This window comes from Rhodopirellula islandica, assembly GCF_001027925.1.
Taxonomy (GTDB): domain Bacteria; phylum Planctomycetota; class Planctomycetia; order Pirellulales; family Pirellulaceae; genus Rhodopirellula; species Rhodopirellula islandica.
In genome coordinates, this window is the sequence record NZ_LECT01000015.1 from 317335 (window position 1) to 340384 (window position 23050).

Below are 23050 nucleotides of genomic sequence, written 5' to 3' on the forward strand. Positions count from 1 at the left end.
TGCCACCGCTCCGCGGTTATTGGATCCCCCGAACACACCCAGTCGCGGAGCGACGGAAGCCGGAAGCCTTGGGTTTTCAACCCAAGGTCATACGCCAACGACACAAGCCCCCAAGTCGCGGAGCGACGACAGTTGTCTGCCGCCCCCTCGCCGCGCGATCCCCCGGCTCGCATTCCCGTGCAATGACCTTCCAAGGCCGCCGAAATAGAAACCCGACGCGCCAGCGAGGCCCACGCGGCATGCCCTACGCCGGCCCCATCCGGGGCGGTCTTTTGTTTTTCGTGATCGGTCTCGGGGCTTCCACCCCGAGCTAAGCAAGCCGGCCCCATCCGGGGCGAAAATTGCGGCCGAAAACCAAACCTCGGGTTGAAAACCCGAGGCTGACAACTGCCACCGCTCCGCGGTTATTCGATCCCCCGAACACACCCAGTCGCGGAGCGACGGAAGCCGGAAGCCTTGGGTTTTCAACCCAAGGTCATACGCCAACGACACAAGCCCCCAAGTCGCGGAGCGAAGACAGTTGTTTGCCGCCCCCTCGCCGCGCGATCCCCTGGCTCGCATTCCCGTTCAATGACCGTCCAAGGCCGTTCACTCAGCTCGCCAAAACTCCTCGTCAAATACAGCAAACCGAAAGCCGAGAAGATAAACTTGGACGCGAAGTCCCTCCCCATCCCCTCACCCGATGCCCCACCTCATGAACCGAATCATCCCCCTGACGGTTTTCTTCGCTCTCTCAACGCTTGGCTTTCTCAGAGCAGAAGCCCCCGCGTTCTTGGATCCGCCGCAATACATCGGTCCCCCTCAAGCAGTCCAGGAGGTGACCAACCGGGCCTTCGCTGGAATCTCCAGTCTCGCCGTTTCCAACGAAGGCAGACTTTGGGCGACTTGGTATGCCGGCAAAACACCAAGCGAGGACGCAAACAATTACGTCGTCCTCAGCACCAGCGGCGATGGCGGGGAGACTTGGAAGGAAGTGCTCGTCGTCGATCCAGACGAAGACGGTCCGGTTCGCGCCTACGATCCCGAACTCTGGATCGCTCCGGACGGAAAACTGAGGCTCGTCTGGGCACAGGCGGTGGGACACTTGGGGACCGTCGCAGGAGTTTGGTTCTTGAAAATCGAAGATCCGAATGTGGAGCAACCGATCCACGGAAAAGCCAAGCGAGTCACCGATGGGATCATGATGTGCAAACCGCTGGTTCTCTCAACCGGCGAATGGGCGCTGCCCGCGTCGACGTGGCGTGAGACCGACGAAAGCGCACGCATGATCGTTTCGGATGACCAGGGGAAAACGTGGTCGCGACGCGGCGGTTGCAATGTCCCCCAGGACGCTCGTGCCTTCGATGAACACATGTTGGTGGAACGAAATGACGGATCAATTTGGTTGCTTGCCCGCACAAAGTATGGGATCGGCGAAAGCGTCTCCACCGACCGAGGAAAGACCTGGCCTGAACTGACCCCATCGAAGATCTCGCACCCCAGCGCACGCTTTTTCATCCGAAGACTCGCTTCAGGAAACCTCCTGCTGGTCAAACACGGCCCCATCGAAAGAAGAACCGGTCGCTCGCACCTGATGGCCTTCGTGTCCACCGATGACGGCAAAACCTGGGGGGGTGGACTGATGCTCGATGAGCGAGCGGGGGTCTCTTACCCCGACGGGCAACAAGGTCCGGACGGTGTGATCCACATCACCTACGACTACAACCGCACCAAAGACCGGCACATTCTCCTGGCCAGTTTTCGAGAGGAAGATGTCGCGGCGGGAAAAGCCGTCACGGACTCTGTGAAATTGCGTCAACTGATCAGCAACGCGTCTGGCAAGTAGTTCAGCGGGCCTGTCACAGCGAGCCCACGAAGCCAGGTGTGGCGTAACCCACTGGATTTCAAAAACGATTTGCGACATGGCGGCCTCAGGCCGCCGTTTTTTTGGACACTCCGACAACGGGCTGCTTCGGGGTTCCATCGGTGGTCGCTAGGATTGAGCAAGGAACGACGCTGTCCGACCGGCGTTCGCTCTGCTGATCAATCCAGCCTCACGACAAGCTACTCGAGAATTTGAAACATGCCTTCAACACGTCGCCTGTGCGTCCTCGCCGTCGCGCGAACCCGCATCACAATTCTCTCAGCGGTGTTGGTCTGCCTGAGCTCCGTGCTGACCAGCCCAACCGGCACAGCGGACCAGCCACCCAATGTCTTGATCATCTATGCCGATGACCTCGGCTACGGGGACCTGTCCTCCTACAACGAAAACTGCGCCTACGAAACGCCCCACTTGGATCAACTGGCTTCTCAGGGCGTTCGCTTCACAGACGCGCACAGCCCTTCGACCATCTGCTCACCGTCTCGCTATGGGTTGATGAGCGGTCAATGCGTCTTCCGGACGGGACGCCGAACGACTGCGTTCGAAGGAGCCAGCGGGCCGAGCTACTTGCGGCCCGATGATTTGACGATCGCAGAGATGCTCCAGCAGGCCGGCTACAAAACCGCCATCTTTGGCAAGTGGCACCTCGGGCTGACTTGGTACGGCAGCGACGGCAAACAACTGCGAGGTGGTTTCAAAGATGTCACGAAAATTGACTACGAGCGAAGCACGCCGCTGATCGACGGCCCCAACAACCAAGGCTTCGATGAGTCATTCGTGACCCCCAATTGCCCCACCACCGACCCGCTGTACCTGTACATCGAAAATGGCATGGTCCCCGTGCCAGCCAACCAACGTCACAAGAGCGATACGCTTCCTAACCCTGGCGGCAAGTGGCGATGGGACAACGACGAAGGCTGGAAAGCCCCCGGCTACAAATTTGTCGACGCCGACATTCTGTTTTTCGACAAGACACGAGAGTTTCTCGACCGCCACGTTCAAGAGTCACCTGACCAACCGTTCTTCGCAGTGGTCTCCACCCAAATTGCTCACGCCCCGGTGCTCCCTGCCAACCAACACTCGGGATCCACGCAAGCCGGCGCTCGCGGCGACTTTGTTTGCGAACTCGATTCGCTCACCGGTGATCTGCTCGATCACTTGAAGGAACTGGGAGTGGACGACAACACACTGGTGATCTTCAACTCCGACAACGGACCGGAAACGATGCACACCGTTTGGATGCGTGAGGATCACCAACATGATGCCGCCGGCGGTTGGCGCGGAATGAAACGCGACGGCTGGGAAGGCGGCCACCGCGTCCCCATGATGATGAAGTGGCCCGGACACATCGCACCCGGTCGCGTTTCGGACCAACTGATCAACACGACCGACATTTTCAAAACACTGGCAGCCGTTGCGGACGTTGATCTGCCCGAGAACGTTGCCCTGGACAGTTTCAACATGCTGCCGGAACTGCTGGGGCAAGTGCCCGAGGGCGAGTCCATCCGACCTCACATGATCACCCAAAGTTTTCGCGGTGAGTTTCAACTGCGGGTCGGCGACTGGAAGTACTTGGACCACGCGGGCTCCGGCGGCAACAACTACAACGATCGCGTGCTTCAACCGTATGCAAAGAAGGAAGCTGAAACCAGCTTCCCGGGCCAGCTTTACAATCTAAAGCAAGACCCGATGGAAACAGTGAACCTTTACGAACAAGAAGCCGCGAAACGAAAAGAGATGCAGGCGTTGCTGAAGTCGATCGTCGAGTAGAAACGGACGGCCTACACCAACAGTTCGAACAGCATGCGTTGTTCGTTGACGACTTGGTATTCGATGTTGCTGGCCGTCAGGCGGTCCAGCAATCCTTGGTAGTCATCGCGGTGGGCGACTTGCAATCCGACCAAGGCCGGTCCAGTTTCGCGGTTGTGTTTTCGGGTGTATTCGAAGTGCGTGATGTCATCGGTTGGCCCGAGCACATTGTTGAGGAACTCACGCAAAGCTCCGGCACGCTGCGGGAACTTGATGATGAAGTAGTGCTGCAGCCCTTCGTACAACATCGCTCGGTCGCGAATCTCTTCGGTGCGAGTGATGTCGTTGTTGCTGCCACCAACCACACACACGACGGTCTTGCCCCGAATCTCGTCGGCCAACTGTTCGAGCGCCGCAATCGAAAGAGCCCCCGCGGGCTCGACGACCAGGCCCTCGTCGTTGTAAAGCTGCAACATCACGCTGCAGACTTTGCCCTCGGGAACGAGGACCATTTCGTCAATGACGTGCTGAGCAATTTGAAAGTTTAGATCGCCGACCCGCCGGACCGCAGCACCGTCGACGAAGCTATCAATCTTGTCGAGCGTGACGACCTTGCCTTCGCGAAGACTGTCATGCATCGCCGGTGCGCCCGTTGGCTCCACTCCGATGATCTTGGTTTGGGGTGAGAGTTGCTTGAAGATGCTTCCCAAACCGGAGATCAAACCGCCGCCACCGACTGCGACCAGCACGATGTCAATTGGCTCAGGATGATCTTCCAAAATTTCGGCACCGACCGTGCCTTGGCCTTCGATGATGGCGGGATCATCAAAGGGCGGAATGTATGTCAGCCCTTTCTCAGCGGCGCGGTGGGCCTCTGCGGCCGCATCGTCAAACGTGTCCCCGATGAGAATGATCTCCACATGCTCTTGACCGAACAGTTTGACCTTCTCGACCTTCTGCTTGGGCGTCACCGCAGGCATGAAGACTCGGCCTTGAATCTCCATCGAATGACAGGCGTACGCGAAACCTTGCGCGTGGTTGCCGGCGCTGGCACAAACCACTCCAGCGGCCCGTTGCTCGTCGCTGAGCTGCGACATCCGGTTGTACGCCCCACGAATTTTGTAGCTGCGGACTTCTTGCAAGTCCTCGCGTTTGAGCAGAATCTCAGCGTCATAGAGCGCCGAGAGACGTGCATTTCGCATCAGAGGTGTGTGGCGAACCACGCCAGCGATTCGCTGGCGAGCCGCCTGGATTTTGTCGGCGGCGATCATAGGAGACATGGTGCTAATCAGGTGGTTGTCAGACGTCCGTCACGCGACGCCGAGGCACTTGGCGGCGTGTCGGTGCGGCGGCAGACTGAGCCGAGGACGGAGCTGGGGGAGTGGGTTGAGAATGAGCGGGGTCAATTCGAAACTGATTTTCGGCAGGCGGACCTGTTGGACCACCGGCGGCCGCGTCGAGGTCACCCAAATATTCCTCGCGGACCTTGGGGTGCCGTTTGACTTCATCTGGCGTGCCATCGATCAAGACTTGGCCTTGGTAGATCACATAGCAGCGATCCACGGTGGTCAAAATCTCACGGGCCGCATGGTCGGTGATCAACACGCTGATCCCGGAATCACGAAGCTGCTGAATCACACCTTGAATCGATTGCACGGTGACCGGGTCAATCCCAGCGAAAGGCTCATCGAGCATCACGATTCGTGGATTGGAAACCAAGCAACGAGCGATCTCCAGTCGACGACGTTCACCGCCGGAGAGTCCGGCCGCTCGACTCTTTCGAATGTGCGTGATGTTGAACTCTTCGAGCAATTCATTGGTGCGTTCTTTGCGTTGCTTGCGGTCCACGCCCAGCAACTCGAACAACGCCGAGATGTTTTGCTCCACGGTCAGCTTCTTGAAAACACTGGGTTCCTGAGGCAAGTACCCCATTTGGCCGTCGCGAGCACGCCGGAACATCGGCCAATCGGTCACGTCTTGGCCACCCAAGTACACGCGGCCCTGGTCGGGCTGGACAAGCCCACAGATCATTCGAAAGCTAGTCGATTTCCCGGCGCCATTGGGCCCCAGCAAACCCACAATCTCGGCTTCACCGACGTGCAGGTTCACTCCATCGACGACGCGACGTCGACCATAGGTTTTCTGCAAACCGACCGCTTCGAGAACAGGCTCGCTCGACTGGCGTTCCGCATGGGCTCCCAGCGGTGATTCGGTGGGAAAGGATGTGGGGGTAAATTCGTCACTCATGATTCGATTCCTTTCAGTGAATCACTTGATTCGTTGCATCCGGTCCAGGTTGGGCCAAAACGGCAACGGCGACTTCCACGGGTGCGGCCAAAACACCAGCAATGCCTTGCCAACCAACAGGTCTCGCGGAACATACGAAACGTCCGCGAATTTGTAGGCGTCTTTGTCGGGACTGGCGTAATTTCCGAGTCGTGTTTTCTTACCGGCCCAGCAACGTGCGTCCAAACTCTCGGGACTGTTGTCGCCCATCGGGAAGAATTGGTCTTCTTCCATCCGGAAGGAAACCGCGCGGCGACTTTGCCAACCGGGGAAATCAGCCCAGATCGTTGGCTCGCCCATCAGCAGTTGAATGTCGCGGACAATTTCGTCCGGTCGAGCCCCGGCACCGACGAAGCGACGCAAGGCTCCCATGTCATAGTCAAGCATGCCATCGTCACTGGTGTCGACCGCGATGTAATACTTGTCACGGTGGATGGTCCACTGGCTCAACGTGGCCGAGCCGCCGGTCACAGCAACCGCAATCGGGGCAGCATCCAATGGATTCCCCGGACCGTCAAATCGTGGCTGGTTTTCTTCGCGTGGGACAATGGAATTGAAATCGAACGTGGTCGGCGATTGGAACGCCACCAAACCACCGTCGATCCACAACCTCAGTTCATCATCCGCGTTGCTGAATCGGAAGTCATGTTGCTGACCGGCTCGAACCGCGGTTTCTGCGATCGGATGCAGATTGCTGTCACCGTCAAACGCATGTTCCTGACCATCGTCGAGGGTGAGCTTGGCTTCGCCAGTTGGCAGATCGATTTCACAAACATGCCGCACTCCAGCCTCGACAATTTCAAAGCGGAGTTGCTGAGCATCAGCGGAAGTCTCGATGGTCTGGGAAACAATCAGATCGCCGACCCAGTGAACGCCTCCTGAACCGTGGTAGGAACCACCGTACTGAACCGTTCCTCGGAACTGAGCCAAGTCGCCGCCGGACTCATAGCTGCTTCGAAACACACCTGCAGTGCGGGTTTGCCCCAGCATGCGTTTGAGACGCGAGACGCCGACCGGGGAAGGTTTGACATCGTAGACTCGATCCGATGCAACGTTCAGATACGAGTCATAGGCGTAGAAATCCGTGATCAACCTTCCGGTTTGTGGATCCACGTCCGCCAAGGACTCGCCATTGATCGCGGCTCGCCACTGTTGCTCATCCGGGAAATGGTGGTAATAGCGAAGCCACTTCGTTTCACCCTCCGCAGCCTCGACCGTCGCGGTCATTCCTTCCGCGGTCTCAGTCACCTTCCAAGAATCCGTGGGAATCGTATCGATCCCGGGGGACCATGGTTGCAACCTGGAGGGGTAGCCGGCCTCCAACAGAGCCTTGGGTTGATGCTGGCTGTCATAAACAAGGTGACTCATCGCCAGCAGCTTTTCGGGGGGCTTTCGCTGGATCTCGCCGAATTGGGAGGAATCGGTTTCGGAGTTCGATTTTGCGTAAACATCCCCATACTGAATCGACACCGTCTCTTCAGGCAAACCGACCAAGCGTTTGATGTAGTTTTGCTTGGGGTTCACCGGAACCTTGAAGACGATCACGTCCCATCGCTTGGGCTCTTTCAACGTGTACGCGAATTTACTGACCAGAATCCGGTCGCCGCTGAAGGTTTGCTCATTCGCATCATTGGCCAAATCCAATGAGTTCACGTGCCGACAATTTGGGCAGATCCCGCCCACCACGACTTTCTGAAGCGCGGGCGTGCGGTTTTCCAAACTCGCCCCGATTGGGAACTGCTGCCCACATTCGTCGCAGAACACATCTTTGTGAGCCCCCATCAGAGCGGGAGCCATTGATCCGGTTGGGATCACGAAGGCTTCCGCGATGAAAGCACGGAACAACAGTGCCAAGATGAAGGCAACCGCGAAGGCTTCCACCGTTTCGCGTCCGGCCTGCAACCGGAACACAGCGGCACGCTGTTGAGGAATCGTCATGGCGTCGAAGGCTGACTGAGCCTCCGACACGGAACCGTCGTTGGTGGACTTCGATTCGGTCGATGAATTCATGTTGCTGGAAAAACGGGGAATTTTGCGAATGACGCAGTCTAGCGAAAGATCGGCTCGACCGGACCATCGGTTTTTTTCGTCCAAACCGGTGCAATCCCGCCAATGCAGTCGGGACGATGTCTGCTGATTCCAATGCAAACTCTGACCGATCCCGTCTGATAGAGGACACTGCAATACTCTTCCACGGACGGGAGGGGGCCTCTGTTCATTCCAGGGATGCTTTCTGCCGTGAAACTTGCGATTCCAGCCGCTCGGTCCCCGGCCCACCGCTGGATTTTACCGTTGATCCTTGGTGTGGCGACCATGGCGGTCCTGTCCGCTCAATCACCCCACGTGAGCGTCATCGATTGGGCAATGCCCACCACCGGCGATCCGCGACCGGCGAGCGAAACGCTTCCCTTGGCCGAAACGACGCTGGCATCGACGGACTCGGACGCTCTTCACTTGGACAGCCCGCTGCCAGAAAGCACCGTTGTTCTGGATGCCATGGCGACGCCGATCGAAACGGGATCGCTCGTCAGCTACACGCGTCAACAAGTGATGCAATGGGCGCACCAGCATTCTCCCGAAGCCAACATGATCGACCAAGAATCTCGGTCGGTGGCCTGCGGAGTGGATTGTGAAGATGAAGCCGCTGTCTGCCAATTGCGGCTGATCCGGTCTGTTCTCGCCGAGATCGCCCTGGGCCGACGCGCCGATGACGCCGCCGATGCAGCCAAGGCCTACGATCGCTTGGTGGCCGCCCAGCTTGGCAAGCGAATCGCTCAGCAAGGGATCGAGGTCCAAAACCGCTTGATCGATTTAGCCAACGAAGCCGATCGATTGGGAGTCCCCGACGGCAATGTTCTGCAACTTCAACAAGCCAAGCTGGTTTGGCAAGACATGGAAATCCAGCAGTCCTTCGCGACCCAAAAGCTCCGACAAGAACTCGCTCGTCGTACCGGCCGGCCTGAATCCGAAGTCGCCGTGGCCGTGACAGTTGATGACTTGCAACCAGCAGCCTCCGCCGGATCGGTTGATGCTGGCACCAGCGTTGGCACCGCCTTGGCCAATCGCAACGACTTGAAGGCGGTCAAGCAATTGTGTGCGGGCATGCGAACCTGCAATTTGTCCTCGGCCAGGCAGCTGATCGGGGCTCTCAGTCCCGGCGCTGGTTTGGCCATCGCATCGGCCACCGGCAAAAGTCTGTTCTCGTGCCTGTCCTCCGATTCCAACGCCAGCGATTTGAACTGCCGCCGTCAACAGTGCTCGCTTCTTCAAGAATCGTTGGCAGAAGTGGTTCGCAATGAAACGTTGCAGGCGGTCCTGGACGTTCGGCTTGCCAACGCACGCCTTGGATTGATCGACCGCCAATTGCAGTGGGCCCAGGAACGACTAGAAGAAACGCAGGCTGCGATCGAATTGGACCAACAACCAGTTGGCTCGGATGACCTGATTCGCTTGGAACTCGAAAAACTTCGCGGCGATCAACTCGCCCGGCAACTCGACGTTTCGCTGGCGATCACAGAGTGGAAACGAGTTCAAGGGATCGTGCTACGATAGCCCTTCACGAACGTTCCACGAATCGTCCGCGCCGACTTCGAACGCGCGGCAACCAGATAGGCCATCGCGATGAATTCGATTTGTTTCTGCATAGGAACCACGACGAAGCTCGTTTTCGCTAGTTTTTTGCTCGCGTTTGTTCCTGCCGCTTGTTTCCCTGCATCCGTGGATGCAGCCGAAGGAGACCCGGTCGCGGTGCGTTTGTGGCCTGGGGGGACCGTGACGGTCGAGTCGCACTGGGGACTGAGCGTCGCGGTTCAAAACGCCCCCGCCTCGCCTGAAGGATCAACGCCAGACCGTGTTTCAGGCACCATTGCGATCCCGGAAACGGACGCAACCGTTTCATTGGGTCAGGCAGGCTCCTACCTTCTCCGCCGCCCAGCCAACCAAGCCAAACCGACCTGGCAATCGGCTGCAATCAGCGACACCGGAACGGGCGACGTTTTCGAGACACCGAATGACATCCGAGTGAATTCGCTCGGCACGAAAGCGGTCCACCTTCAATTGGATGGGGTCCATCTGCTTGTGGCAGGGCCCGACTGCGACGTTCAGACGCTGGAATCCATCGAACACATTGACGCGGTCATCGGATCCAACTTGCAGCGATTCGCGGCAGAAGACGGCAAGTCGTTGCCAACCACGGTTCGAAACTGGATTTCAGTTTCAGCAACCGCTCCTGACTCAGCCAAGGTCCAAACGCAAAACCACAACACGGTCGCCATCTCATCGCAGTCGTCCGAATCCAAGGCGAAGTCTCCAGCGGTTTGGTGGAACGTCTCCACTCAACCTTGGTTGATGCCTGAGGCGATGGACAAAATGTTCGTTGCGATGGAAGAGTCATGCTCCGAGTCCCAAGCCGTCTTCGCCGCTTTGACGGCAGAGCAAATGAACTTCCAACCCGCCAACGGAACGCACACCCCACGCTGGAACGTGGAACACATGATGGGGCGACAGTTGCAGTTCTTCTCGCAGATGTATCACGCAGCCGACGTCGCGATCCCGGTCATGGATCTGAATCCGGCTCAAATGCCGCCGGATTACCGATTCGCCAATCCAAATTGGTCGGGCGCCGAGGAAGCTCGCCAGATGCAACGAGTCAGCGACTTCAGCCGACGGTTTGCGTATTTGCTGGATGGCTATGGCACCGACGACAAAGTCGCCGGCAGTCGCTGGCCAAGCATGGGCGCGTTGCTCAAGCAAATGGAGCGGCACTACAGCGAGCACACCGCCAACACGCAGAAGAAGTTCCAATTGCCTGGTTGGCCATCCAAGAACTGAATCCGCCACCGCTGGGGTTGGCATCAACCGCACCGCGGGGGCTGGTCTTCTAGAGGATCAGGACGCGAAGAACCGGTTTCTCAATCGCGACCGATCCCCTAATCGCTACAACCGGAGCGACCCGGCATCTTGCCCGGCCGTTAAGGTCTGGCCAACCAATCTTTTTTGACACGTCCGTTTTCTGTCGTAGTGTTCGGTAGTGAGAAAGTGAGTTGCCTTGAATGCAATTCACTGCCACGTCGAACAGTCAGAGGTGTGTTGCCTTGGGGTGTTCGACAGGGTCAGCCGAAGTTCCCTGACAAAGGCAAACCGTCCGAGAGGGCGGCACGCAAAACCACGGGTCCGTGAGTCGGCCAATCGCAAACTGCGATTTGGCTTGGCTTCAGGAAAGCCGAGTTGCCGTGGAAAGAACTCATCGCTGTTTCGTTATGAAACACGCATGGGTTTGAACCGAGGCTTGTCAGTTTGATTTCCATTGACGAAGGCTGTTGTCACCTGGGTCGGTTCACATTGGATCGACTAACACCTTGTCGCCGGGTTAACGAGACATAATCGTGGCCCCCGTTTTTGTCTGGAGTTAGATATGAAAAAGTTTGCTGAGAACGTAGTTGCTTTCCTGAAAGAAGAAGACGGACCAACGGCTGTTGAGTACGCCGTCTTGTTGGCTCTGATCATCGTCGTTTGCATCGGTGCTGTGACCACCATCGGTTCCAACGCCAACGCAAAGTTCGGCGAAGCTGGCGCTGCAATCGCTGCCAACTGAGCCTGAACTGGCGGGCCTGTCCCGTCAATTTGGCGACATCCCGAACGGCGACGAGATTCGTCTCGTCGCCTTTCGGAATCGCCCTTCGGGGGAGCCCTGTTGCGAAGACCTTGCGGACTCAGATGAGACGGTCCGACATTGCAAGTTCAATGGAAGTCTTGGCTGCCACTCATTCCACACCTTTCAAATTTGCCCCTGGGCATTGAGCGAATGAACTACCCACTGATTCCTGCAGACGCTGCCGCCCACGTTTGGCAATTGGCCTGCTGTGGCGTGACGTTGCTGTTCGCAATGTTGAGCTGGATGATCGGTCCTCGCTGATCCATTCGATAACGACCGGAATTCACCACCACGTTCACCGCCATCCACACACACCATCCACTTTGAAACCACTAACGGACGACTCGTTGCACGAACGTTTCGGCCGAAGAAACACGGGGAAATCACCATGGACACTCTCCTTCAAGGCATCACCGAAAACTGGACCATTTGGTTCGTGACGGTCGTCCTCATTGTTGCGGCTGTCATCGACGGCATGATTTTGAAAGTCCCAAACTGGTTGACTTTCCCGTTCATCATCTGCGGTTGGGCACACTGTTTCATCCAAGGCGGCATGCCGGGCTTGGGTTACAGTTTGCTTGGCACCTTCGTCGGCATGATGTTGCTGTTGCCACTTCGCAACGTAGGCGGCATGGGAGCCGGCGACGTGAAACTGCTGGCAGGCATCGGTGCCTGGTGCGGTACCACGATCACACTGCAAGCCTTTGCGGCGACTGCAATCGTCGGCGGCATCATGGCTGCGTTCATGATTTGGAAGAGCGGAGCCTGGGTGAAACACTACGCTCAGTTCTGGAAAATCATGAATGAGTGGCGAACGATCCGCAAACCGGAACAGCTTGCCGCGATTGCTCGCGAGCGAAAACCAACGATGTACCTGTTGCCCTACGGCATCCCCATGGCCATCGGGACCATCATCTACTTCGCCGCATCTGGCCAGTTGGTCTGATTCAGATTGAAAGTCGAGGGCCGCATGGATCCCCCATGCGGCCTGTCGTCATTTAAGCCCCAAATGCCGGGCAATTTCTCCCAGACGTTGGAAATCCGAAGCCAAACGGTCCTTTGTCAATCTGTGCCGGTTGCGCAAAGAGACTCGGTTGCCCCAAGTGTGTTTAGCTCCTGAACACTCACACCCGATACCGTGAGTGACGCTTTCATTGCGGGCGATCGAATTTTCGGCCGAATTCAACGCGAGCAGTCCGTCACCTCTGGTTACCCACCCGATTGCCATGCGAAACAAATCAGTCTTCCTCATCCTGGCCTGCGTCTGCGGCACGATCGCCGCAATCGGTGTGAGCCAGTGGATGCAAGCTCAGTCAACGGGTCAAAGTTCGGTAGCGACGGTTGAGATCTTCGTGACTTCCAAGACCATTGATATCGCAGAGGAAATCACGGCGGACAAAATCCGACTCGAACAATGGCCCGCCGACCGCGTCCCAACGGGCGCCAGCGGAAACCTCGAAGACGTCGAAGGAAAATTCGCTCGCCAACGTTTCTACGAGGGCGAACCGGTGATGCCAGTCAAACTGATGGCGGATGCCAATGGTTCCTCCCAAACGATTCCAGTTGGATTCAGCGTGGTGTCGATGCGTGCGGATCCCGAAAGTAGCGTTGCCACCCTGGTTCGCCCTGGCGACCGGGTCGACGTGATGGCGTATTTCATCAAGAGCGAGTTGATCCCCGAGACCACAGCCAAGACCGTTTTGACGGGCGTTCGAGTGTTCGCCGTCGACGGCCGAACCGAACGCGAAGTCGATCCAGAAGTCGAATCCAAACCAGCTCGTTCGATCTCGCTGCTGATTCATAAGAAAGACACACCGGCGTGGACCTATGCCAGCGAACTGGGCAAAATTCGTCTGACACTGGGCAACCCCAGCGATATCAACGAAACCCAAGACGGAGCATCGGGTGGCGGCGCCGGACAAGACTTCTTGCGTTGGCTGTCGGATTATCAAATCGCTCAGGCACAACGCGAAGAAGAGAGCAACCGTGTGGAGACACCGATTGTGACACCTTCCATTCGAGCCCCCAAGAAAGAAAAGAAACGGGGATTCAAGATGTTGAAGATGTCCGGTGGCGTGCTGACGGAATACTGGATTGAAGAAGGATCCAGTGTGCCCAAGGTGCTCGCCGAATCGGGGCGTGACGACTTGGAAGAGACGACCACCGACCTGCGAACTCGCCCGGGGGCAGATTATCCCCTCCCTAGCGAGAACGAACTGGATGAACCCAGTGCACCAACCGATTACAGCTATCTGAATGGGTCACAAAGCCCGTTCTACAACAGCGGACCTTCGGATCGCTCCGAAGCAGATGCCCCGCCGACCAAAGAGTTTGGCCCCACGAGCCGCTGAAGCTCAGGGACCAACGGAACAAGATTCACCACTGACGCTTAGGCAAGCCCGCCACCCAGCGGACTGCCACCCAGCCCGTCGCTTCCTCGCGACGAGCTGATCGCCGAGAGTTCATGGACGAATTCTCGCGGAGATGAATGAATAACTCGACCCGCCCCGGCAAGGATGCCTCAGATGCGAGTGTGCACTTTTCTTACCCGTCGCGACCGTTCGGTCCGTTGTTTGATCACGGCCGTGTTCGGGTTCGCGATGATCGCGGTTTCCCAGCCGGTGATGGCGCAGTCAGCCACGACGCTCGCGTCCGCCGCTGGTGACCATCAGATCAACCAATCCGTCGAACGGATGGATCTGATCGTCAAGAGCAGCCGCATTCTGTCGCTCGGCGAACGCATCCCTCGCTTCCAAGTTCACAACGAGGAAGTCCTGGGAGCCACGCCCGTCTCCGAAAACCAAATCCAGGTGTTCGGCAAGACGCCCGGTACCACCCAGATCAATCTCTGGGACACCGAGGACAAACTTTACACCATCGATGTCACGGTCGTCGCGGACGCTCGAGAAGTCGAAGGCATCCTGAATTCGCAACTGCCGCTGGCATCCCTTCGAGTGACGCCCATCGGTGAGTCTTCCATCATCTCGGGATACGTGACCAGCGTCGATGATGTGGACAAAGCCGTTGCGATCACCGAACAGTTCTACACGACTGTGATCAACAACATCCAAGTCGTTGGGATCCAACAGGTTCTGTTGCACACCAAGATCATGGAAATCAGCCGCACGAAGCTTCGGCAGTTGGGCGTTGACCTCGCCATCTTGAGTGACAACTTCGTGTTGCTCAATGGTCCCAGTGGAATCCTGGATGTCTCCGCCGGGTTGGTGGAAGGCGACAATGGAACGTTCGGCCCCGTCCCTGTTGGGGACACCAACCTGCGGTTCAATGTCAACGGGGACTTCGAAGCAATGATCAAAGCCCTGGAGGAACAACGGATGGTCAAGCTCCTCGCTGAACCCACCGTCGTTGCCACGCACGGTCGTCCTGCTCGGTTCACCGTGGGTGGACGAATCCCGACCATCATTCCCGGTCAAAATGGCCAGGTCCAAGTCTCCTACGAAGATTACGGGACAAGCATCGACTTCCTGCCCTTCGTCGTCGGCCCTGGACGCATTCGCTTGGAAGTTCGTCCCGAAGTCAGTGAACCGGACTCCTCACGAGCCATCACGCTTGACGGTACCAACGTGACCGCGTTCACGACTCGGTACGTCGAAACCGCTGTCGAAATGCAAGCTGGTCAAACGTTCGCCTTGGCGGGTTTGCTGCAAAGCCGCACCGAGTCCACCGTCAGCCGCACCCCGTTCTTCGGAAGCCTGCCCTACGTCGGATCGCTGTTCCGTCAAATGCAAGAGCGTCGCAACGAGATCGAACTGCTGATCATGGTGACGCCCGAATTGGTTGAGGCAATGGACCCTCACGAAGTGCCTCGCGGTGGCCCGGGCATGAACACGCACTCGCCGGATGACAAAGAGTTCTACGCCTTGGGTCATATCGAAGTGCCCAATCTGAAGGCCAACGATTGCGACAACACAAACTTGCAACCTGGCATCACCAGCGGCTTCCGCGGTGGACAGATTGAATCCGGCCCGATGCTCCATCAGCCGCCCATGTATCAGTCCCCCATGAATGGTGTCCCCAGCCAAGGCTACCAAGAAGGTCAGATCGTTGACCCAATGTTGCCGTCACCACAAGCCTCACGAAGCACTCCACCACGATCCACGCCCAACCCGGCTGGGTACTACCCACCGCAAATGGCACGAGCCCCTCAACGCCCCGCGAACAATCGCTTTGGGGCGGGTGAGTTGCTTCCTCCGGGAGCGATCGTTCCCGGTCCAGAACCAACGAAGATCGCTGATGGAGTGATCGTCAGCCAACCGGAATACCGATGATCGTTTGAGTGAAAACCAGTTGCCCCAACATGTTGTCCGACGGAACGTCGGGCTTTCCCCATGAAAATCTTCTCCGTCTTTCGAAGTAGTCAGCTATGAGTAACGTCCTACGATTGGCCTTGGTCGATCCAAACGACTCGTCCCGCGAAACACTCAAAGCCATGCTGTTGGGCATGGACACCGTTTGGTTGGAAGCAGACTGCTCTCGCTACGAATTCTTCCCGGACATCGTTGACCAAACAACTCCGGACGTGGGAGTCATCTCCCTGGACACGGATTCCACCGCGGCGATCAAACTGATTGAGCGGATCACTCGCGAAACGCCAGACACAGCGCTGTTGGCTACCAGCGCTGTCAGCGATGGACAACTGATTCTGCAGGCCATTCGGGCAGGGGCACGTGAATTCCTGACGTTGCCGTTGGTCGAAGAAGAGCTCTCATCGGCACTCGGCCGAATCAGCCAGACCAAGTTTGGCGGTGGCGACGCTCGCAGTCGTTCGTGCGAAGTCATCGCAATCGCCGGTGCCACCGGTGGCGTTGGCACGACCAGCACCGCGGTGAACCTCGGTTGCGTGTTGGCCGAAGAAAGCCGCAACAGCGTCGCTCTGTTGGATTTGGATTTGGCACTGGGCGATGCCGATGTTTTCTTGGATGCCATTCCAGACTACACGCTGGCCGATGTCGTTCAGAACATTGGGCGACTGGACATTCAACTGCTCAAGAAGTCATTGACGAAACACTCCAGCGGGTTGTACTTGCTGCCACGCCCGGTCGAATTGCATGATCTCGAGGCAATCGACGCGGAAAGCCTCCGCAAGGTGATTGGGCTGTTGAAAGCATCGTTCACGCACTTGATCGTGGACCTGTCGAAAACCTACAACGCGCTGGACATGATCGCGATCGAAACGGCGTCGAAGGTGCTGCTGGTCACTCAATTGGACTTGCCGTGTCTTCGCAATGTGGTGCGTTTGATGATGAGCTTTGACGAAACAGAAGGTCTGGCCGACCGAGTCGAAATCATTGTCAACCGAGCCGGTTTGGACGCGGGACAGATCAGTTTGAAAAAGGCCAAGGAAACGCTCGGCCGAGAAATCTTCGCGCTTCTTCCAAATGACTATCGAACGATGGTCGAAGTCCGCAACAACGGTGTGCCGTTGATCACGCAAGCCCCGAAGGCAGCCTTGACCCAGGCTTTCCGGGACGTTGCCCATCGATTGACACACCAAGACGCCGGCCCCACCCCCGACGAGGAAGGCGGTCCGGAAGGTCACGCGGGCAACGAAAGTCGCTGGAAACGGTTCTGGCCCGGTGCCGCCAAGGCCTGATTCGATCTGCGATAGACTGAAACGGGTTGCCGGCCCGCGGTCGGGCTGGTATTTCACGGGGCCTACAACCTGCCCGCGAACGTGAGCCCCTCCGTTGAGCGAATCCAATTCTGCGTCCGATGCCCGCGCATCGGACCTTGCCGAGCAACCTCCCGCCGCCCCCGCTTCGATGCGGTGGCTCTTGGCGGCGTCCTTCGCCTTCGCGACCGTCCTCTGGATGTCTGGCCCGCCAATCGCCATGGGCCCGTTGATCTTTGTGGCTCTGGTTCCACTTCTGGCGATTGCAGAGGTCGCCCCCGGCTCGCCCTGGAAGCAATCCCTGTACCTGGCTTCGCTCGTGTACTGGTTGGTCAGTCTGCAAGGACTCCGCCACGCTCACCCGCTGATGTTCCTGCCCTGGATGGCACTTTCGGCTTACCTTGCGATCTATCCGGTGCTGTTTGTCGCCCTGCTGCGCCGCTGGCGAGCAACTCACCAAAATCAAACGAGCAGGCCTTGGCGGAACCGCATCCCATTCTGCTTGGTCGCCGCGGTGATCTGGGTCGGATTGGAGTGGATTCGAAACCACCTGTTCACTGGAATCTCAGTGCTGATGCTGGGACATGCATTGGCCGACATGCCAATCCTGATTCAAATCGCGGATTTAGGTGGCACCTACGCGGTCAGCTTTGTGATCGTCTGCCTCAACGTGGCGATGCTCGAAGCGATGAATCGATGGGTGGTTCGCCTTCCCGCTTCTTCCGATACGCCCTGGTCCTCCCTCGCAATCCCCAGCGGTCTGCTGATTGCGACCATCGCTTACGGCGCGATCACCATGCAGGTCGCCACGGAACCGATCGGCAAAACGATTGCCTTGCTGGGTGGCAATCAACTGACCGTCTACGAGCAAGACATCGAGCGTGAGCGAGAGATCTTTGCCGCCTACGCTGAAATGGCTTTGGATGCGGTGGCAAACTCAAAGTCCGAGGTGACGGCGGTTGTGTGGCCTGAGTCCATGTTTTCAGGTGGCATGCCCTGGATGACGACGGGCCCGGATTTGGCAGTCCCCGAATTCATGCAGGATCCCTCACTCCCACCTTTGGTCCCTGACCAACTTCGTTTCGCAGTTGAAAACAATCAGGCCGGTTTCCTGGACCGAGCGACCAATCTTCAACTGGCAATGGCCGCCAGTTCCAACATCCCCAGCGATGTCGCACCAGCGATCATCGGCGGCTGTGGGTTGGTCCAGTACGCGAAACAGCCCAGCCAATACAGTGGCGTCGTGTGGATCGACCCCGCGGGCAAGATGGCCGGACAATACGCCAAGAACCACCTGGTGCTCTTCGGCGAAACCATCCCCTTGGTGCACAGTCTGCCCTGGATTCGCGACCAGGTGCCGCCAGGGTTGGGGCTGGATCGAGGCACGCAACCAGAACGCTTTGATCTGGATGGAATCTCATTGATGCCAAACCTCTGCATCGAAACCGCCGTCGAGCGAATCCCGATCAACCACATGCACCAGCTGAATTCACGTGCCAACCCAAAACTGCCCGATGCCTTGCTGACGCTGACCAACGATGTTTGGTTTCGCGATTCCGCTGTGGTCGATCACCATCTGCGTTGTGCCCAGCTGGTGGCGGTGGGCTGCCGACGCCCCATTTTGTCCGCAGCCAATGGCGGCCCCACGGCCTGGATCGATTCGGCAGGCCGAGTCGTCGAGCGATTGCCCAAAGGACAAAGCGGTGTGATCGAAGCCCAGCCACGACGCGATCGGCGAGTCAGCCTGTACGTTCAAATCGGAGCCTGGCCAGCCGGGCTGATGGGCGCGGCGACTGCCTGTGGGCTGGCAGTGCTCGCGTTCGAATTTGTAACTCGTCGACGAAAACGCCATACGCTTCGCGGCCAACCTTCAACGACGTGAGCTTCGCCGGCTCCGCTTCCACGGACGCCACACAATTGGCGTCTCACCAAGCACCGTCCACGTCAAAGACTCAATAAGCCTTTGCGAAGACAGCTCGTTGAGCGGCGGGTTTGCCGGTCAAGAAACAGGTGCCTTGGACATCGTTGTCGACACGCGGGACGCATCGGATCGTCACCTTCAGCTCCTTCAACAAGGGCTGCAAGGAGTCCTCATCGGCGAAGTGACACCAAGCGAATCCGCCCGAGATCGCGGTCTCGCCATTGTCGGCAAAGAATTCGCGGAACTCGGCTTCGGAACTGAGTTCGACGGTGTTGTCTTCTCGCAATTTCAACGCTGCATCGAAGAGTTCTTGCTGCAATGTGGCCAGCTTTTCGCTGATGGTGGCAACCAAGGCAGAGCGTTCGATGCCGACGCTTTTGGGCTGATTCCGAATGCCACAGAAAACAGTCCCTGCCGCGATGTCCTTGGGCCCCACTTCCAATCGAATGGGAACGCCGCGTTTGACGTGGTACCACTTCTTCTCACCGCCACGAATGTCACGATCGTCGATCGTCACACGGACGGGAGCGCCGGCGTAAGTTTGTGCCACCAATTCCTCGCGAAGTGACTGCACGTAGGCCATCACCTCGGCGCGAGAATCATCCTTGTAAATGGGCTGGATCACGACGTGAATCGGCGCCAGGCGAGGTGGCAAAACCAACCCATCGTCATCGCTGTGCGTCATGATCAGAGCGCCGAGCAAACGGGTGCTGACTCCCCAAGACGTCGTCCAAGCAAATTCGATTTCACCGGATTCACTTTGGAATTTGATCTCCTGGGCCTTCGAGAAATTCTGCCCCAAGAAGTGACTGGTCCCCGCCTGCAACGCCTTGCGGTCTTGCATCATCGATTCAATCGAAAGCGTCTCAACCGCACCAGGAAAACGTTCCAACGGAGTCTTGCTGCCAACGATCACCGGCATCGCCATCCAGTTCTCAGCGAATTCACGGTAGACCTCGACCATCTTCTCGGTTTCTTCCACCGCTTCTTCCGAAGTCGCGTGAACCGTGTGGCCTTCTTGCCATAGAAACTCGGCAGTCCGCAAGAACATTCGCGTCCGCATCTCCCACCGAACCACATTGGCCCATTGGTTGATCAGGATCGGCAAATCACGATAGCTCTGAACCCATTTGGCGTACGTCGCACCGATGATCGTTTCGCTGGTGGGGCGAACGATCAAGGGCTCCTCCAACTTGCCGGCCGGCCGCAAACCGCCATTGGGATCCGGTTCGAGTCGGTGGTGCGTGACCACCGCACATTCCTTGGCAAACCCCTCGACGTGCTCCGCTTCCTTTTCGAGGAAGCTCATTGGAATGAACAACGGGAAATAGGCGTTTTGGTGGCCCGTCGCTTTGAACATGTCGTCCAAAGCACGTTGCACGTTCTCCCAAAGCTGATACCCCCATGGTTTGATCACCATGCAGCCGCGAACCGGCGAGTTTTCAGCGAGATCCGCTGCCCGAATGACTTGTTGATACCACTCGGGATAGTTTTCTTCACGAGTCGGGCTGATGGCTGTCCGGGGGGCTTTGTTCATGCGTTCACCCCGCACTTCTCGTTCAGTTGTTCTTGGAAACGCGAGAACAAGTAGTGGCTGTCGTGAGGACCGGCCGCGGCTTCTGGGTGGTACTGCACTGCAAAGGCACCAGTGTCTTTGTGGCGAACACCAGCGATGGTGTCGTCGTTCAGGTTGCGGTGAGTGACCTCCAAGCAATCCGGCAAGCCTTGGTCATCGACTGCAAAGCCATGATTCTGGCTGGTGATTTCAACCTTGCCCGTCTCCAAGTCGAGGACGGGTTGGTTGGCACCGCGATGACCGAACTTCAACTTGAATGTTTTGGCGCCACAAGCCACCGACAGCAACTGATGTCCGAGGCAAATCCCAAACACGGGCACTTGTCCGAGCAGTTCGCCAATCGCCTTGTGTGCATAGGTCAACGGCTCTGGGTCGCCAGGTCCGTTGGACAAAAAGACGCCATCCGGATTCAGCTTCAGGATCTCGTCAGCGGGCATGTTCCCGGGAACGATGGTGACCCGATTGCCACGCGAACGCAGGTGACGGGGGATGTTCCACTTCATGCCGAAGTCCATGCAGACGACGTGTGGTCGACTTTCATCGTCGATGGATTTGTCTTTGGCAGCTTCCCGAATTTCACGAACGGTCCAGTCGTCCAGTTCGTTGGTCCATTTTTCCAATTGAGTTGGCATGACTTCTTGGACCAAGTCACGACCGACCAATCCAGGAGAAGCTTTGGCTTTGGCGACCAACGACGCATCGTCAAGATCAGTCGTCGACAACACCCCTCGCATCGCACCTTCACTGCGGATGCGGCGCACCAAGGCTCGCGTGTCGATGCCGGCCAACCCAACGACGCCCTGTGCCTTCAGGTAGTCGCTGAGCGAACCCTCCGAGCGGTAATTGCTGTGCATACGGCTCTCGTTGCGGATGATGAATCCGGCCAGCGATGTGCCGCGATTTTCGAGGTCGACGGAGTTGATTCCGTAGTTGCCCATTTCAGGATAGGTCATCGTCACCAGCTGACCGCGATAGCTGGGATCGGTCAGAATTTCTTGGTATCCCGTCATCGAGGTGTTGAAGACGACTTCGCCAGTCGTTTCCCCCTCTGCCCCGAGGCTGGTTCCGGTGTAGACGGTGCCGTCTTCAAGAGCGAGTTTGGCAGCTTTGGCGGGAGAGCTCATCAATGCACAATGGGAGTCGCGGAAAAAATTGGAGACCTTCGACGTCGTGCCCTGTTATCGCTGTCGAATCGATTTTCTTCCAGTCCCCCGAGCGTGCGTTCGCCCCGTTTTCCAGCTGATTTCGCGTGGTTTCTCCGCAGGCTGCTGGGACGGCACTGATTCGATGGATCCCGATCAAGCTGAGCAGGATCGGACGCCCCCAATCACCCCGCGAGAGCTTGAAAAACTCAGCGAGAGCCTAGGAAAAGACAGCCAGCTATTGCGGGGGTTGAACCAAGGCAATGATCCGGTCGACAGCCAATCGCAGGGACTTCGCCGCCATCGCAAAATTGGTGTGCCCGCTGACCTCAGGCTGGATTGCCTCGTAAAGCTCCGTGGCGCCGCGCAGACGTCGGAGCTTTTTCTTCGCCATTTTCATGTAGGCAGCCGGGTCGGTTTCGTCCGTTACCGGGCCGACCGCCAAAATGAAGTCGTACAAATCGCGAACCACCTCTCTCAGATCCTCGTCCTCTTCCGCCTCATCGGCGTGCTTGAGAAACGTGCGGATCATCCAAACGTGAGTCAGCTCGGCATCGATGGCTCGAACAACCGTGAGTGGATCACTGGGTGGGGTCATCGCGATCTACTTTCCATGGCGAAAACTCGTTCCCAAGGCGAGAACTAGGACGCTTGCGTGTCGTCGGATTCGATCGGCGCCGCGGCATGCGACTCCGCCGGTTCGCTTGATTCAGTCGCCGGTTTGGTGGGTGCATGCCCGTGAGGTGTGTTCATCGCCACGACCACCACTCCCACCACGGTCAACGTCATTCCGACCCACAGCACAGGGCTGACCTGCACGTGGTCACCCAAGCGAAGAACCGAAACCAATGCCGACACCGACACCGCTCCGCCAAACACAATTGGCATCACCAACAACGCGTTGCCTTTGCTGGTCATCATCGCGGTGGTCAAACACAACGCTCCAAAGGCCCCCAGGCAACCGGCCAAGAACCCCCATTTGACAGTCGCGAAGTGCTCGCCAGAGAAACTGAACGAGTCTCCTTTGACGCCCATCATGGCCAAACCGCCCAAGATCGCGATGACCAAGTAAGCGATGCCGATGAACACGTAAGGTTTGAACGGCGACCAAAGCGGAACGCCGTTGACCCGTGGGGCCTGGGCATTGCCGATCGTGGGGCCATAACAACCCCAAAACAACGCCGTGCCGATTGCGAAAAGAATAGGAATCAACATTTTGTTCATAGAACC

The 23050-nt window shown here is 57.7% G+C and carries 17 protein-coding genes and 1 riboswitch; of the genes, 10 read left to right on the plus strand and 7 right to left on the minus strand.

Annotated elements, in window-relative coordinates:
* The first annotated feature begins 694 nt into the window (after positions 1–694).
* Complete coding sequence (locus tag RISK_RS07010) at positions 695–1825, plus strand: sialidase family protein (protein WP_047813530.1); 1131 nt, start codon at positions 695–697, stop codon at positions 1823–1825.
* A gap of 237 nt (positions 1826–2062) precedes the next feature.
* Positions 2063–3631, plus strand: a complete 1569-nt coding sequence (locus RISK_RS07015; protein WP_047813531.1) for a sulfatase family protein — start codon at positions 2063–2065, stop codon at positions 3629–3631.
* An 11-nt stretch (positions 3632–3642) separates the two neighbouring features.
* Here the strand turns inward: RISK_RS07015 and ilvA are convergent, their stop codons facing one another.
* From ilvA to lepB, 3 genes are read right to left on the minus strand one after another with little or no spacing between them, the layout of a single operon-like run.
* A complete protein-coding gene (gene ilvA, locus RISK_RS07020) occupies positions 3643–4890 on the minus strand; it encodes a threonine ammonia-lyase (protein WP_047813532.1) in 1248 nt (415 codons plus the stop codon).
* Positions 4891–4909: 19 nt separating this feature from the next.
* Entirely contained in the window at positions 4910–5857 is a 948-nt protein-coding gene (gene lptB / locus RISK_RS07025; RefSeq protein WP_047813533.1) for an LPS export ABC transporter ATP-binding protein, read from the minus strand.
* 21 nt (positions 5858–5878) lie between these two features.
* On the minus strand, positions 5879–7906 hold the full coding sequence (gene lepB, locus RISK_RS07030; RefSeq protein WP_236696102.1) for a signal peptidase I: 2028 nt from the start codon (positions 7904–7906) through the stop codon (positions 5879–5881).
* 216 nt (positions 7907–8122) lie between these two features.
* Between lepB and RISK_RS07035 the strand changes: the two genes are divergently transcribed.
* The 8 genes from RISK_RS07035 to lnt all read left to right on the plus strand — a co-directional run bounded on the left by RISK_RS07035 (position 8123) and on the right by lnt (position 19063).
* Positions 8123–9448 carry a hypothetical protein gene (locus RISK_RS07035; RefSeq protein ID WP_047813534.1) on the plus strand — a complete coding sequence of 442 codons (1326 nt, stop codon included), beginning with the start codon at positions 8123–8125 and terminating at the stop codon, positions 9446–9448.
* A 69-nt stretch (positions 9449–9517) separates the two neighbouring features.
* Entirely contained in the window at positions 9518–10726 is a 1209-nt protein-coding gene (locus RISK_RS07040) for a DinB family protein (RefSeq protein WP_047813535.1), read from the plus strand.
* Between the two features lie 293 nt (positions 10727–11019).
* A riboswitch (cyclic di-GMP riboswitch) is annotated at positions 11020–11130 on the plus strand.
* A 179-nt stretch (positions 11131–11309) separates the two neighbouring features.
* Positions 11310–11489: a Flp family type IVb pilin gene (locus RISK_RS07050; protein WP_007326629.1), complete on the plus strand. Its 180-nt coding sequence runs from the start codon at positions 11310–11312 to the stop codon at positions 11487–11489.
* 448 nt (positions 11490–11937) lie between these two features.
* Positions 11938–12495: an A24 family peptidase gene (locus RISK_RS07055; RefSeq protein ID WP_047813537.1), complete on the plus strand. Its 558-nt coding sequence runs from the start codon at positions 11938–11940 to the stop codon at positions 12493–12495.
* A gap of 280 nt (positions 12496–12775) precedes the next feature.
* Positions 12776–13900: a Flp pilus assembly protein CpaB gene (cpaB, locus tag RISK_RS07060; RefSeq protein ID WP_047813596.1), complete on the plus strand. Its 1125-nt coding sequence runs from the start codon at positions 12776–12778 to the stop codon at positions 13898–13900.
* Positions 13901–14074: 174 nt separating this feature from the next.
* Complete coding sequence (locus tag RISK_RS07065) at positions 14075–15838, plus strand: type II and III secretion system protein family protein (RefSeq protein WP_236696104.1); 1764 nt, start codon at positions 14075–14077, stop codon at positions 15836–15838.
* Positions 15839–15933: 95 nt separating this feature from the next.
* The gene (locus tag RISK_RS07070; protein ID WP_047813539.1) at positions 15934–17163 is read left to right on the plus strand and encodes an AAA family ATPase; all 1230 of its coding nucleotides are present in this window, start codon (positions 15934–15936) and stop codon (positions 17161–17163) included.
* Between the two features lie 169 nt (positions 17164–17332).
* Positions 17333–19063: an apolipoprotein N-acyltransferase gene (gene lnt, locus RISK_RS07075; RefSeq protein WP_083434830.1), complete on the plus strand. Its 1731-nt coding sequence runs from the start codon at positions 17333–17335 to the stop codon at positions 19061–19063.
* 70 nt (positions 19064–19133) lie between these two features.
* Here lnt and proS read toward each other — a convergent pair whose 3' ends face one another.
* The 4 genes from proS to RISK_RS07095 form a co-directional block, all read right to left on the minus strand.
* On the minus strand, positions 19134–20639 hold the full coding sequence (gene proS, locus RISK_RS07080; RefSeq protein ID WP_047813597.1) for a proline--tRNA ligase: 1506 nt from the start codon (positions 20637–20639) through the stop codon (positions 19134–19136).
* Entirely contained in the window at positions 20636–21802 is a 1167-nt protein-coding gene (gene carA, locus RISK_RS07085) for a glutamine-hydrolyzing carbamoyl-phosphate synthase small subunit (protein ID WP_047813541.1), read from the minus strand. Before carA ends, proS begins: the two co-directional genes overlap by 4 nt.
* Before the next feature lie 256 nt (positions 21803–22058).
* Complete coding sequence (locus tag RISK_RS07090; protein WP_047813542.1) at positions 22059–22418, minus strand: hypothetical protein; 360 nt, start codon at positions 22416–22418, stop codon at positions 22059–22061.
* A gap of 44 nt (positions 22419–22462) precedes the next feature.
* A complete protein-coding gene (locus RISK_RS07095; protein ID WP_047813543.1) occupies positions 22463–23044 on the minus strand; it encodes a hypothetical protein in 582 nt (193 codons plus the stop codon).
* Positions 23045–23050: the final 6 nt, after the last annotated feature.

What these genes read in the sequence shown, in the direction of transcription:
- RISK_RS07010 (WP_047813530.1), top strand. Translation starts at nt 695, where the DNA reads ATGAACCGAATCATCCCCCTGACGGTTTTCTTCGCTCTCTCAACGCTT.
- lnt (WP_083434830.1), top strand. Translation starts at nt 17,333, where the DNA reads ATGCGGTGGCTCTTGGCGGCGTCCTTCGCCTTCGCGACCGTCCTCTGG.
- lepB (WP_236696102.1), bottom strand. Translation starts at nt 7,906, where the DNA reads ATGAATTCATCGACCGAATCGAAGTCCACCAACGACGGTTCCGTGTCG.
- RISK_RS07015 (WP_047813531.1), top strand. Translation starts at nt 2,063, where the DNA reads ATGCCTTCAACACGTCGCCTGTGCGTCCTCGCCGTCGCGCGAACCCGC.
- RISK_RS07095 (WP_047813543.1), bottom strand. Translation starts at nt 23,044, where the DNA reads ATGAACAAAATGTTGATTCCTATTCTTTTCGCAATCGGCACGGCGTTG.
- proS (WP_047813597.1), bottom strand. Translation starts at nt 20,639, where the DNA reads ATGAACAAAGCCCCCCGGACAGCCATCAGCCCGACTCGTGAAGAAAAC.
- RISK_RS07070 (WP_047813539.1), top strand. Translation starts at nt 15,934, where the DNA reads ATGAGTAACGTCCTACGATTGGCCTTGGTCGATCCAAACGACTCGTCC.
- RISK_RS07050 (WP_007326629.1), top strand. Translation starts at nt 11,310, where the DNA reads ATGAAAAAGTTTGCTGAGAACGTAGTTGCTTTCCTGAAAGAAGAAGAC.
- RISK_RS07055 (WP_047813537.1), top strand. Translation starts at nt 11,938, where the DNA reads ATGGACACTCTCCTTCAAGGCATCACCGAAAACTGGACCATTTGGTTC.
- cpaB (WP_047813596.1), top strand. Translation starts at nt 12,776, where the DNA reads ATGCGAAACAAATCAGTCTTCCTCATCCTGGCCTGCGTCTGCGGCACG.
- carA (WP_047813541.1), bottom strand. Translation starts at nt 21,802, where the DNA reads ATGAGCTCTCCCGCCAAAGCTGCCAAACTCGCTCTTGAAGACGGCACC.
- RISK_RS07040 (WP_047813535.1), top strand. Translation starts at nt 9,518, where the DNA reads ATGAATTCGATTTGTTTCTGCATAGGAACCACGACGAAGCTCGTTTTC.
- lptB (WP_047813533.1), bottom strand. Translation starts at nt 5,857, where the DNA reads ATGAGTGACGAATTTACCCCCACATCCTTTCCCACCGAATCACCGCTG.
- RISK_RS07035 (WP_047813534.1), top strand. Translation starts at nt 8,123, where the DNA reads ATGCTTTCTGCCGTGAAACTTGCGATTCCAGCCGCTCGGTCCCCGGCC.
- ilvA (WP_047813532.1), bottom strand. Translation starts at nt 4,890, where the DNA reads ATGTCTCCTATGATCGCCGCCGACAAAATCCAGGCGGCTCGCCAGCGA.
- RISK_RS07090 (WP_047813542.1), bottom strand. Translation starts at nt 22,418, where the DNA reads ATGACCCCACCCAGTGATCCACTCACGGTTGTTCGAGCCATCGATGCC.
- RISK_RS07065 (WP_236696104.1), top strand. Translation starts at nt 14,075, where the DNA reads ATGCGAGTGTGCACTTTTCTTACCCGTCGCGACCGTTCGGTCCGTTGT.